This is a genomic window from Brachybacterium sp. YJGR34 (assembly GCF_003347015.1).
Lineage (GTDB): Bacteria > Actinomycetota > Actinomycetes > Actinomycetales > Dermabacteraceae > Brachybacterium.
This window is the reverse complement of sequence record NZ_PNFB01000010.1, coordinates 88939-101064: the sequence shown is the minus strand read 5'-3', so window position 1 is coordinate 101064 and position 12126 is coordinate 88939. Positions and strand designations below refer to the sequence as shown.

9 protein-coding genes are annotated in these 12126 nt (G+C 75.2%); 6 read left to right on the top strand and 3 right to left on the bottom strand.

From position 1 onward, the window contains the following. The first annotated feature begins 21 nt into the window (after positions 1 to 21). From CXH06_RS10650 to CXH06_RS10640, 3 genes are read left to right on the top strand one after another with little or no spacing between them, the layout of a single operon-like run. Positions 22 to 1065 (top strand): iron-siderophore ABC transporter substrate-binding protein, encoded by a 1044-nt coding sequence (locus CXH06_RS10650; protein ID WP_114855162.1) that lies wholly within the window; start codon positions 22 to 24, stop codon positions 1063 to 1065. Next, a complete protein-coding gene (locus CXH06_RS10645; RefSeq protein ID WP_114855161.1) occupies positions 1062 to 3173 on the top strand; it encodes an iron ABC transporter permease in 2112 nt (703 codons plus the stop codon). The genes CXH06_RS10650 and CXH06_RS10645 overlap by 4 nt, the downstream gene beginning before the upstream one ends. Positions 3174 to 3183: 10 nt before the next feature. Further along, positions 3184 to 3708 carry an AAA family ATPase gene (locus tag CXH06_RS10640; protein ID WP_114855160.1) on the top strand — a complete coding sequence of 175 codons (525 nt, stop codon included), beginning with the start codon at positions 3184 to 3186 and terminating at the stop codon, positions 3706 to 3708. Here CXH06_RS10640 and CXH06_RS10635 read toward each other — a convergent pair. Together CXH06_RS10635 and CXH06_RS10630 are read right to left on the bottom strand one after the other, a co-directional pair. Next, positions 3698 to 4474 (bottom strand): metal-dependent hydrolase, encoded by a 777-nt coding sequence (locus CXH06_RS10635; protein WP_157975699.1) that lies wholly within the window; start codon positions 4472 to 4474, stop codon positions 3698 to 3700. The genes CXH06_RS10640 and CXH06_RS10635 overlap by 11 nt on opposite strands. A gap of 141 nt (positions 4475 to 4615) precedes the next feature. Then, positions 4616 to 7375 carry an FAD-binding and (Fe-S)-binding domain-containing protein gene (locus CXH06_RS10630; protein ID WP_114855158.1) on the bottom strand — a complete coding sequence of 920 codons (2760 nt, stop codon included), beginning with the start codon at positions 7373 to 7375 and terminating at the stop codon, positions 4616 to 4618. Between the two features lie 60 nt (positions 7376 to 7435). Here CXH06_RS10630 and CXH06_RS10625 point away from each other — a divergent pair, with 60 nt between their 5' ends. From CXH06_RS10625 to CXH06_RS10615, 3 genes are read left to right on the top strand one after another with little or no spacing between them, the layout of a single operon-like run. After that, positions 7436 to 7951 carry a GNAT family N-acetyltransferase gene (locus CXH06_RS10625; protein ID WP_114855157.1) on the top strand — a complete coding sequence of 172 codons (516 nt, stop codon included), beginning with the start codon at positions 7436 to 7438 and terminating at the stop codon, positions 7949 to 7951. Positions 7952 to 7961: 10 nt separating this feature from the next. Beyond that, a complete protein-coding gene (locus CXH06_RS10620; protein ID WP_114855156.1) occupies positions 7962 to 8792 on the top strand; it encodes a DUF5926 family protein in 831 nt (276 codons plus the stop codon). After that, complete coding sequence (locus tag CXH06_RS10615; protein WP_114855155.1) at positions 8789 to 10087, top strand: glycosyltransferase; 1299 nt, start codon at positions 8789 to 8791, stop codon at positions 10085 to 10087. The genes CXH06_RS10620 and CXH06_RS10615 overlap by 4 nt, the downstream gene beginning before the upstream one ends. 4 nt (positions 10088 to 10091) lie before the next feature. Here CXH06_RS10615 and CXH06_RS10610 read toward each other — a convergent pair whose 3' ends face one another. Then, a complete protein-coding gene (locus tag CXH06_RS10610) occupies positions 10092 to 12089 on the bottom strand; it encodes a hypothetical protein (protein ID WP_157975698.1) in 1998 nt (665 codons plus the stop codon). Positions 12090 to 12126: the final 37 nt, after the last annotated feature.

The window sequence follows — 12126 nt, the reverse complement described above, 5'->3', positions numbered from 1 at the left end:
CCTCGATCCTCAGGAGTTCCCATGACCCGCTTCCCCCGCCGCGCGATCGCCGCGGTGACCGCCGCCGCGGCCGCCGCCGCCCTCGCCGCCTGCGGCACCACCGAGGTTCCCGAGGACGGCGGGGCCGAGCCCGCCGGCGCCGCCGCGATCAGCGAGTCCTGCGCCGAGGACACCACCACGACGTCCACCGGTCCGGTGACCCTCACCGACGACCTGGGCCGCACCGTCGAGCTCGCGGAGCCCGCCGAGCGCGTCGCCGTCCTCGAGTGGCAGCAGGTCGAGGACGCGCTGACCCTGTGCGTCGCCCCGGTCGCCGTGGCCGATGTGGAGGGCTTCACCACCTGGGACACCGCCGAGGTCCTCCCCGAGGGCACGGCCGACGTCGGCACCCGCGGCGAGCCGAACCTCGACGCCCTCGCCGCCGCCGATCCCGATCTCATCATCGTCGAGGCCGCCGGCCCCGACGACCCGATCGTCGCCCAGCTCGAGGAGCTCGGCGTGCCGGTGCTCGCGACCGTCGGTGCCGACGCCGCCGATCCGATCGGCACCATGAAGGGCCTGTTCACGCTCATCGCCGAGGCCACCGGTCGCACCGAGCGCGCCGAGGTGGTGCTCGAGCAGTTCGACGCCCACCTCGCCGAGGCGAAGCAGCAGGTGACCGAGGCGGACCTGGCCACCACCGACTTCGTCTACTTCGACGGCTCCGTCGACGGCGGCAACGTCGCCATCCGCCCCTTCGGCGAGGGCGCCCTGTTCACCGCCCTCGGCGAGGAGCTCGGCCTGCAGAACGTGTGGACCGAGGAGACCGACCCGGTCTACGGCCTGGGCCGCACGGACATCGAGGGGCTGACCACCGTGGGCGAGGCCAACCTCTTCTACACCTCGACCGACGATCCCGAGGGCGACTACGTCAGCGAGCTCGAGAAGAACGAGCTGTGGACCTCCCTGCCCGCCGTCGAGGAGGGCCGCGCCCATGCCTTCCCCTCCGGCATCTGGACCTTCGGCGGCCCGCGCTCCGCCGAGCAGGCCGTCGACGCCTACGTCGAGATCCTCACCGCCCCGTGACCGAGCGGGTCACGGAGACCGCACCGACGCCGGCTCGTGACCTCCGCGAGGCCCTCCGGGTCGGGGCCGGCGGGATCGCGGGCGGACTCCTCGCCCTCGTCCTGCTGGCCGCCGGCGTGGCGCTCGTCGGCGCCTGGCACCTGACCCAGGGCACCTCCGGGATCGGTCCGGCGGACCTGCTGAGCCATCTGCTGGGGCGCGAGAGCACCTCCGACGTCGCGGCCGTCGGCGAGGTCCTCACCGCCTCGCGCCTGCCGCGGCTGCTGGCGGGGATCGCCGTCGGCATCGCGCTGGGCTGCGCCGGGGCGCTGCTGCAGTCCGTCTCCCGCAACGCGCTGGCCAGCCCGGACACCCTCGCGGTGACAGCCGGCTCCTACTTCGCGCTGACCCTGGTCGCGGCCCTCTCCCTCGCCGTGCCGCTGTGGGCCTCGAGCGGCATCGCCGTCCTCGGCGGGCTGCTCGCCGCCGCCGGTGTGCTGGCCCTCGCCGGCGGGGCCGGCACCTCGACCACCCGGCTCATCCTCGCCGGCTCCGCGGTCGCGATGGCGCTGCAGTCCGGCACCTCGCTGCTGCTGATCCTCTTCGAGGCGGAGACGACGGGGCTGTACGCCTGGGGGAGCGGCTCGCTCGCCCAGCTGAACCTCACGGCCTCGCTGCGGGCGCTGCCCGTGATCGGCGCGGTCCTCCTGCTCGCGCTGGTCCTCTCCCGGCGCCTGGACGTGCTGGGACTCGGGGACGACGCCGCCGCGAGCCTGGGCGTCCCGGTGCGCTCCACGCGGGTGCTCGCCGTGCTCGCCGCGGTCCTGCTCACCGCCACCGCCGTGACCGTGGCCGGGCCGATCGCCTTCGTGGGGCTCGGCGCTCCGGTCCTCGCCCGTCTGCTCGGCGCCCGGGTGCGCGCGCTGAACCGGCACCTGCTGCTGATCCCCGCCTCCGGGCTGATCGGTGCCCTCGTGGTGCTCCTGGCCGATGCCGTCGTGCGCCAGGTCCTCGGCCCGCAGGGCGCCACCTCGGTGCCCACGGGGATCCCCACCGCGCTGCTCGGCGCGGTGATCATCGTCCTGATGGCGCGGAACCTGCCGGACACCGGCGCCGCGGGGCGGCCGCCCTCGGCCCGTACCGCCCTGCGCTCCCTGCGCCGCTTCGTGGTGGTGCTCGTGGTGTGCGCGGCGGCCCTGGTGGCCGTCGCGCTGCTGGGCCTGCTCGCGGGCAGCCTGTGGCTCCGTCTCGGAGACGTGATCCTGTGGCTGCAGGGCGAGGCGCCGTCCCTGGTGGCGCGAGCCCTGGGGGAGCGGGCACCGAGGATGAGCGCCGCCGTCGTCGCCGGGGCGGCCCTCGCGCTGGCGGGCAGCGTGGTCCAGTCCACGGTGCGCAATCCGCTCGCCGAGCCGGGGCTGCTGGGCATCACCGCCGGGGCCGGCCTCGGGGCTGTGATCGTCGTGACGGCCCTCGGCGGCGGCCGGGCGCCGATGATCGTGGTCGCCGTGCTCGGGGGCGTGGCCACCTTCGTGCTGATCGCCCTGCTGGCCTGGCGCGGCGGGCTCGCGCCCGAGCGCTTCGTGCTGGTGGGCATCGGGGCCGGGTACGGCATCAGCGCCCTGACCACCTTCCTGCTGCTGCAGGCGAACGCCTGGGACACCCCGCGGCTGCTCACCTGGCTCTCCGGCACCACCTACGGACGCACGGCCGCCGACGTGCTCCCGGTGCTGGTGGTCCTCGTCGTCGTCATGCCGGTGATGCTGGGGCTGCACCGCGAGCTGGACCTGCTCGCGATCGACGAGGACTCCCCGCGGATCCTCGGGGTGCGGCTCGAGCGCACCCGGGTGCTGGTGCTGGGCCTGGCCGCGGTGCTCGCCGCGATCAGCGTGATCGCCGTGGGCGTGGTCGGCTTCGTGGGGCTCGTCGCCCCGCACCTGGCGCGAGCGCTGGTGGGCGGACGCCACCTGCGCACGATCCCGGTCGCGATGCTGCTGGGCGGCGTGCTGGTGGGGGTGGCCGACGCCCTGGGCCGCTCCCTCATCGCCCCGGCGCAGGTGCCCGCCGGTCTCATGGTCGCCCTGATCGGCGCGCCGTACTTCGTCTGGCTGCTGTGGCGCTCGCGCGTGTGAGGATGGCCGCGTGACCGCCGCCGCCCCGCCGCTCGTGATCCTCCGCGGGAACTCCGCCTCCGGGAAGTCCACCGTGGCCCGCCGCATCCAGCGGACGCTGCCGCGCGGGCGCGTCGCCGTGATCGGCCAGGACCATGTCCGCCGCGAGCTGCTGTGGGAGCACGATGTCGGCCAGGGGGACACGATCGGGCTGATCACCGCGATGGCCCGCCACTGCCTGGGCGTCGGCCGCACCACGGTGGTCGAGGGGATCTTCGGGCGCGAGCGCTACGGGGAGATGTTCGCGCGGCTCCTCGCGGAGCACGCCGGTGCGAGCCTCGTCTACTACCTCGACGTGAGCCTCGAGGAGACCGTGCGCCGCCATGCCGGGAAGCCGATCGCCGGCGCGGTCTCCGACGAGGAGCTCGCCTCCTGGTACCGGGTGCGCGACGTGCTGGGCACGCCCGGGGAGCAGGTGCTGGGGGAGGAGCTCACCGAGGACGAGATGGTCGAGCGGGTGCTCGCGGATCTGTCGGCGGCCGGCGTCAGGGGCTGAGCGGCCACGGCGTCGCGGCCAGGGTGACGATCGTGGTGAGCCCGGCATAGCCGGTCAGCACCGTGCACAGCAGCCACTCCCGGGCGCTGCCGGCGTCGCCCAGCAGCGGGACGGCGATGTCGCCGCTGCGCTGCCACAGGCCGTTCGCCAGACGCGTCGGCGGCTTCACGACCAGCGGCCAGGTGGGGAAGGGGATCCCGTCGGTGGTCAGCAGGTCGCCGATCAGGTGGGTGAGCACCCCGATGGCGACGGCGGCCGGCAGCCAGCGGGCCGCCTCGGGGGCCAGGAGCGCGACCAGCAGACCGGCTCCGAGGCCGACGGCCCACGGCAGCACCGCTCCCTCGACCATCTTCAGCGCTCGCGTCCCGAGCGCGCAGAGCACGGTCACCAGGAGCACGGGGGCGACCAGCACCTCCCCGAGCAGCGGCACCGCGACCGTCATCGGCAGCCGGCTCGCGAGCACGGCGAGCGCCGTGAAGGCGACGGCGGCCAGGAGGGTATGGGTGGCGCCGCGGTGCCCGGCGACCGAGCTGACCGCGCGCGTGAGCGCCTTCGTGATCCCGCCGCCGGAACGCGAGATGGTGGCGCTGGGGTGATCGATGTCCGGCAGCAGGGCGGCGCCCGTGGCGACCACCGCGCCGGCGAGGACCTGCGCGGGCTCCAGGTCCAGCAGGTCCGCTCCGGTCACGTGCCCCATGACCGAGGCCGAGCCCGCCAGGGCCATCCAGGCGGCCGTGCCGCTGATCGCATGGTGTCCGCCCATCATGGGCATCGTCCTCCTCGGGATTCTCCGGCGGCCCCACCAGGGGAAGGGCGCGGACGGAGCCGCTGGTGGGACGCGCAGGTCACCGGGGGTGGAGGCCGCAGGGAAGCCTACCGGGGCGCCCCGACAGGCGAGCCGACCGCCTCAGCGCGTGACCTCCTCGAGCAGCTCGAGCACGTGGCGGTAGGTCCTCCCGGTCGCCGCCTGCATGCCCAGCTCGCAGGTGCGGTTGGCCGAGACGTACCAGTCGGTCTCGCGCCGGGCCACCTCGGCGGCCTCGGCCGCGGTGGCGGAGGCGGTGAGCTCGGGGTGCAGCATCCCGCGGTCGCCCGCGTAGCCGCAGCAGCCCCAGTCCACCGGCACCACGACCTCGTCGGCGCAGGCCTCGGCGATCGCCACCAGATCCGCCGTCGCCCCCAGGTGCGTGGTCGAGCAGGTGGGATGCACGGTCACGGAGGCGACAGGGCGGCGCACCTCGAGCTGGGGGAGCAGCCGCTCGCGGACGAAGGCCGTCGCGTCGAGCACCGCGACCCCGCTGTCCGCGAGCGCCGCGAGCACGCCCTCGGTGCAGCTGGCCGCATCGACCACCACGGGCAGCCGGCCGCCCTCGGTCTCCCGATCCAGCGCGGAGCGCAGGCGAGCTCGCATCTGCTCCGTCGCCGCCCGCATCCCCTTCGAGGAGAACGGCGTGCCGCAGCACAGCGCGGCGGCATCGTCCGGGACCACGGCGCGCTCGCCGGCCCGGGCCAGCAGCGCGGTCAGCGCATCGGACGCCCCGCCGGCCCCGCCGGCCGCCCCGAACATGGTGTGCACGCACGCGGGCAGGTAGACGGCGCTCACCGCGGCGGAGGCGCGGCCGCGCGGCCCGCCGCGCCGCACCCGCCCGCCGCGAGCGGGCAGCTCGGGGCGGTAGTCAGGGACCCTGTCCGCGCCGAGCACCGCCCGCGCGGCCCCGGTCGCGAGGCGGGGGAGCGCCTCGCCTGTGCGTCCCGCCGCCCCCATCGCGGCCGAGGCACCGCGCGTCAGCAGGTCCCAGTGCCCGGCCGCGGCGTCCCAGGCCGTGCTCTCATGGGGCCCGGCCTCCTCGGCCCGCAGCCGGCGCACCAGGTCGCCGGTGTCGATGCCGACGGGGCAGGCGGTGACGCACATGCCGTCGGCCGCGCAGGTCTCGAGCCCCTCGTAGGCGTACGCCTCCCGGATCGCGGTGGCGGTGGCGAGGTCGCCGCGCTGCTCGGCGCTCTTCGCGTCGCGGCGCAGCACGATCCGCTGGCGCGGGGTGAGGGTCAGGTCCTTGCTGGGGCACACCGGCTCGCAGTAGCCGCACTCCACGCAGCGGTCCGCCTCCTCCTCGATCCCGATGACGGGCTTGAGGTCGCGCCTGTGGGCGGAGGGGTCATCGGTGAGCACCACGCCGGGATTGAGGATCCCGGCGGGGTCCACCAGGGTCTTGATCTCCCGCATCACCCCGTGCAGCGCGCTGCCGTACTGCCGCTCGACGTAGGGGGCCATCACCCGTCCCGTGCCGTGCTCGGCCTTGAGGTTGCCGCCGTGGCCCAGCACCAGCTCCACCATGTCCTGTGTGAACGCCTCGAGCCGGTCCCCGCCGTCGCCCAGGTGCTCGTTCAGCAGGAAGTGGATGTTGCCGTCCTTCGCGTGCCCGAAGATGACGGACTCGTCGTAGCCGTGACGGTCGAACAGCTGCTGCAGCGAACGGCAGGCGGCCTCGAGCGCGGGCACCGGCACCACCACGTCCTCGAGCAGGGCGGTGGATCCGGCCGGACGCGCCCCCGCGACGGCCGCGTACAGGCCCTTGCGGGTGGTCCACAGGGCGGCGCGGCGTCCGGCGTCGGAGGTCATCTCCAGCGGCACCGACAGTCTCAGGCCCCCGGCGAGCGCGCTCGCCCCGGCGGTGCGCTCGGCGAGCTCCTCGGGGTCGTCGCTGCGATGCTCGACCAGCAGCGCGGCGTGGCCCGCGACCTCCAGTCCCCGGATCTCCTGCGGCGCGCCGGCGAGTCCCTGGGCGACCACCAGGGAGCGGGCGTCCAGCAGCTCCGCGGTCGCGAAGCCCGCCTCGACCACCTGCGGGAGCACGGCGGTCGCGGCCGTGAGCGAGGGCAGCACCATCAGCCCGGTCGCGGTGTGCCGAGGGATCGGCACGGTGTCGAAGGTCGCCGAGGAGACGAAGGCGAGGGTCCCCTCGGAGCCGACGACGAGGTGGGCGAGCATCTGGGCCGGCTCCTCGAAGTCCAGCAGGGCGTTGATCCCGTAGCCCATCGTGTTCTTCAGCGCGAAGCGCTCGCGGATGATCCGGCGCGCCTCGGCGTCGTCGCGGACCCGTCGGCCCAGGCGCAGCAGGCCCTCGTGCAGCGCGGGCTCCTCGCGCCGCAGGCGCGCGTCGGCCCCGGGGTCCGCGGTGTCCACGACGGTGCCGCCGGGCAGCGCGAACCGCAGCGACCGCAGCGTGCGATAGGAGTTCTCGGCGATGCCCGCGGCCATGCCGGAGGAGTTGTTCGCGACGATCCCGCCGATGGTGCACGCCGCCTCCGAGGCCGGATCGGGGCCCAGCCGGCGCCGATGCCGCAGCAGGTGGGCGTTGACCTGCCGCAGCGTCGCGCCCGGCCCCACCCGGACCGCGGCGCCGTCCTCGAGCACCTCGATCCCGCGGAAGTGGGTGCGCACGTCCGCGAGCACCGACGCGGACTGCGCCTGCCCCGAGAGGCTGGTGCCGCCCGAGCGGAAGGTCAACGGGCGTCGCGTCCGCGTCGCCTCCGCGAGCAGGGCCACCACCTGCGCCTCGTCCGTCGGGGTGGTCACCGCCTCGGGCAGCAGCAGGTAGTGGGAGGCGTCGTGCGCGAGCGCGTGGCGGGCGACGACATCGGTGTCGAGCTGCGGGGCGAGGGCCATGCTCCACGGTATCCCGGCCCGAGGTCGACGCCGGGTGAGCGCCCAGGGGAGACTGGGGGCATGATCGAGGTGCGGCGGATCGACCCGGAGAGCTGGCGCAGCTGGCGCGCTCTGCGCCTGCGCGCCCTCGAGGAATCGCCCTGGGCCTTCGGCAGCACGCTCGAGGAGGTGCTGGCCCGGGACACCGAGACCCGGTGGCGCGAGAGCCTCGCACCGCCGATGACGTCCTTCCTCGTCGTGGTCGACGGCGAGGCGCTGGGGATGGGGAGGATCATGCTCCCCTCGGCGCCGGAGGAACCCGCGGAGCTGATCTCGGTGTGGGTGGCCCCCGCGGCGCGGGGGCGCGGCGCCGGACGGGCGCTGGTCACCGCCGCCGTCGACCACCTCGCCGCCCACCGTCCGGGCCTCCCGCTCCGACTCGCCGTGCGCGAGGACAATGCGCCGGCCCGGGCGCTGTACTCGGGCTGCGGCTTCCGGCCCCTGGGGCCGAGCGCGGAGGACCCCACGGAGATCCTCATGGAGCACGCCGCGCCCCGTCCGCGCGACATCCGGCCAGGCACGGCCGCGAATCGGTAGACTCTCCGCCATGAGTCCCGCCGCCCACGACGCCCTGGTCCTCCGCCCCTTCGAGGGCCTGCCGAACGAACAGGACCTGGTGGCCATGCGCCAGCTGATCCCGGCGGCCACGATGCGCGCCCGGACCACCGAGGAGCACGGCGCGCTCGACGTGCAGCTCGCGACGATCCTGCCGATGGCGTGGCCGGCCGTGCGCCGCACCGACGGCACCGTGACCGTCGGGATCCAGGCCGGCTATCCGGGCGGCGATCTCTCGCGCGGCATCGGCCAGGCGATCCGCCAGGCCGCGGCGCTCGAGCCGGGCACCCCGGTCACCGCCGTCACCCTCGACGACGAGGCACCGCGGATGCAGGAGATCCTGGATCTGGACGGCGACTTCGCGCTCGAGGTCCACGACACCTTCGAGTTCTGGCTGGACCCCTCGGCCGAGCGCACGGGGGAGATCGAGAAGGCGATCAAGCAGGCGAACGAGTCGATCATGACGACGCGGCCGGTGGCCGGTCTGCCCCACGGGTACTGGGTCGACACCGGGACGAAGGAGCATCTGCGCTGGGTGCTGGACGCCGACGAGGAGAAGGTGATCGATGCGGTCACCCGCCTCCACGCCCGCCGCGAGTCCGGGATCGGGGAGGGCACCAAGTACGTCGGCTCCTTCCGCGCCGAGGGCCTCGCGATCCCGGTGTGGGATCTCCCGAGGGGCTTCGGCGCCGCGGGCGTCGAGGCCGAGGCGGAGGCCTTCCGTGCCCGCTTCGAGGAGGCGCTCGCGACCGAGGAGCCGCTGACCACCCTCGAACGACGGGCGCGCGGCGGCATCGTGGCGCGGCAGGTGACCCTGCGATGAGCGCCGCGGGGCCGCTGACGGCGCACCGCCCCGAGCGCGTGGCCGTCGTGATCCCCGCCAAGAACGAGGCGGAGCGGATCGAGGCGACCATCGCCGGCGCGCGCGAGATCGCGGGCGTGGACCTGGTGGTGGTGGTCGACGACGGCTCCACCGACGCCACCTCCGCCGTCGCCATGGGGGCCGACGCCCTCGTGGTGCGCCACAAGACCAACCGCGGCAAGGCGGCGGCCATGTCCACGGGAGCGCAGATGGTGGCGATCCGCGAGGATGCCGAGCGCGCCGACGGCGGCGAGGGCTTCTCCGAGGAGCTGCACGCCGAGCCGCGCGCACCCGGCCACACCGGGCCGCTGCCGGTGATCGACGCCGATCCCGCGCCCGACCGCGCCCTGCTGTTCCTCGACGCCGACATGGGCGCCACGGCCTCCGCCGCGCAGCCCCTGGTCGATGCGGTGCTCGAGGAGGGCGTGGACATGTCCATCGCCCTGCTGCCCCCGCAGGCCGGCGCCTCGGGGATGGGGATCGTGGTGCGCACCGCGCGCCGCGGCATCGAGCGCGCCACCGGCTGGGAGGCCACGCAGCCGCTCTCGGGCACCCGCTGCATCACCCGGGAGACCTGGGAGGCCTGCCAGCCGCTGGCTCCCGGCTGGGGCGTGGAGACCTCCCTGACCATCGACGCGCTGACCGCCGGCTTCTGGGTCAAGGAGATCCCGGCGACCCTCCACCACCGCGCCACCGGCCGGGACCTGCGCGGCCAGCTGCACCGCGCCGCCCAGCTGCGCGACGTGCTGCGCGCCCTGGCTCGCAAGCGCCACCTGGCAGCGGACCTCGAGGAGCAGACGGAGACCGTGCCGCCGGTGGTGGAGCACGCCGACGACGACGGCGACGTCTGGCGGGTCGTGCCGGAGGTGGCGGAGTCGATCGACGAGCGTGCCGGGCGTCGGCGCGAGGGCCTCGCGATCCTCCCGGTGAGCGGGGAGTTCTCCGCCTCCCAGATCCGCGCCCTCGGCGACGCGGACGTCCCCGCGCTCGACGCGCAGCTGCGCGACCTGCCGGTGAGCGGGGAGTTCGCCCCCGACGACGTCGTGCACCTCGCGGACACCGATCTCGGGGCGCTCGCCGAGCGCCTGCGGAGCGCCCCCGTCGCGGGGTCCTTCGCCCCGGAGCACGCGGTCATCATCGCCTCGCACCTGGATGCCCAGGCCCCGACGATCCCCGAGACCCTGCAGCTGCCGCTGACCCCGGACGAGTACACCTCCCTCGTCGTCGCCGCGGTCGACGAGGGCGACGCCCCCTGATCGATCAGGCGGTGACCGTGCGCGACTCCTCCGGGGAGGGCAGCACGGCCGGCAGCAGGCACAGCCAGATCCCCACGATCGAGGCCACCAGCACCGGACCGGTGTCGTTGACGGCGTAGCCCACCCAGGTGCCCACCACGAGCGCCACCCGCACCGCATGGGCGGAGGGCGTCGCGGCGTCCAGCGCCGCCAGGCGCCGCCAACGGAGCCGCCGGGGCATCAGCAGGGCGACCGAGGCGATCACCGCACCCAGCATCACCACCGCGAGCGCGGGATACCCGGTGGTCATCGCCACGTTCTGCGCCAGCTTGCGGACCACCACCGAGAGCAGCTCGCCGCTGAGGAGCTCGTCGATGAAGCGCCCCAGGTGGGTGCGATCCTCCGCCGGCCGCAGCCAGTCCAGGAGGGACACGCCCAGCACCGCGATCGCGCCGCCGGCGCCGAGGGCGAGCACATGCCAGAGGCGCAGCCGGATGCCGGAGACCAGCAGGGCGAGCAGCCCGAAGGCGGGGATGGTGGCGAGCATCGAGCCGAAGTCGGCCCCCATCGACGGCAGCACGCACACCACGGCCACGATCCCGCCCACCACGAGGGTCCACAGCACCCGGCCCCGGGGCGTGCGGACCACGGTGAACAGGCACAGCAGCGCCATCAGGGACGCGGCGAGCACCATCCCGAACAGGTGATTGGACAGGCCGTAGAAGCGCCCGCCGGAGATCGGCTGGGCCCCCAGCGGGGAGGAGAGCTGGAAGCGGGACCCCAGCGCGGACTCCCCGAGGATCAGCGCCGCGATCAGCGCCGCGGACACGCCGACGACGCCCGCGCGATGCCGTCGCCAGGGCCCGCCCAGCACGACCGCGCTGAGCGCCAGGCAGCCGGCCCAGACCACGCCCGTGAGCGCGAGGACGGGGTGCTCCGCGCGCCACCACGGCACGATCGAGGCGAACAGGGACACCGGCAGCGCGAGCGGCGCGATCGCGGCCAGGGCGCGGCCCACCGCGGCGAGGCGCGGGCGCCGGGCCAGCGCCGGGACCAGCGTGATCACGATGCCGATCACGCCCAGCACGAACCAGGAGCCGAGCGCGGGCACGGTCGCGGCATCGACCGCGGCCGCGGCCTGGGAGCGGTCGAGAGCGAGCTGCTGCGGGTCCTGGTGATCCGTGCCGCGGAACGGCTGACCGGGGATCAGCCCGTCGGGGCTCGCGCCGTAGGAGTCCAGGACGGTGGCGACCACGTCGGTGAGCACCACCACGCCGGTCTGCTTGGTGGAGCCGGTGGTCAGGGCCTGGCCCGGATGGCCGGAATCCATCGCGACCTGCAGACCGACGGTGCGTGAGGCGACGGCGCCGGTGCTCTCGACCTCCTCGGGGTCCTCCGGGTCGGTGGCGGCGACCGAGACCAGCAGGGTGCGGGGGAGATCGGCCGCATCGCAGCCGCCGGCCGCGTCGAGCACCGCGCCGACGCGGGCGTCCAGGGCGGCGAGCGCACGGTCGCGATCGGGGTCCGCATGGTCCGGCACGGAGCCGACGTCGACCTGCACGATCGCGTCCGAGGCGAGGGCCTCGCCGATCTCCGCGGCCGGCGCGTCCTGCTGCGAGGCGTCGATCTCGACGGTCGGGACCGGCAGCTGCTCCCACTGGTCGGTCGCCGGGTCGGGGATGCCGCTGGTGCGCGGCGCCTCGGCGGCGAGTCCGCGATAGCCCGAGTGCAGGGTCTCCATGCCCTGCCGCTTGGTGGAGACCACGGTCGACGAGGTCGTGTTCATGGCCCCGACGCCGGAGCGGTCGGCGAGGCACTGCAGCTGCGGGGTCTCCTCGGCGGAGACGTCCTCCCAGCCCAGGCCCGCGGTCGCGATCACCAGACGCACCGGCGCGTCACCGCCGTCGGCCCGGGCGGCGGGCGAGGGGATCAGCAGCAGCGCGCCGATCAGAACGGCGAGGAGGGCGCCCGGCAGCGCGCGGAGGCGGCGGGCGGACGGCGGGGGAAGCGGGTCCGAAGGCACGCCCCGATGCTACGGGGCGCGCGACCGGGCCCCAGGT

Bases quoted from the DNA above. Each gene is read 5' to 3' on its own strand.
- CXH06_RS10650 (WP_114855162.1), top strand. From the start codon at position 22: ATGACCCGCTTCCCCCGCCGCGCGATCGCCGCGGTGACCGCCGCCGCG.
- CXH06_RS10635 (WP_157975699.1), bottom strand. From the start codon at position 4,474: ATGATGGGCGGACACCATGCGATCAGCGGCACGGCCGCCTGGATGGCC.
- CXH06_RS10630 (WP_114855158.1), bottom strand. From the start codon at position 7,375: ATGGCCCTCGCCCCGCAGCTCGACACCGATGTCGTCGCCCGCCACGCG.
- CXH06_RS10625 (WP_114855157.1), top strand. From the start codon at position 7,436: ATGATCGAGGTGCGGCGGATCGACCCGGAGAGCTGGCGCAGCTGGCGC.
- CXH06_RS10620 (WP_114855156.1), top strand. From the start codon at position 7,962: ATGAGTCCCGCCGCCCACGACGCCCTGGTCCTCCGCCCCTTCGAGGGC.
- CXH06_RS10615 (WP_114855155.1), top strand. From the start codon at position 8,789: ATGAGCGCCGCGGGGCCGCTGACGGCGCACCGCCCCGAGCGCGTGGCC.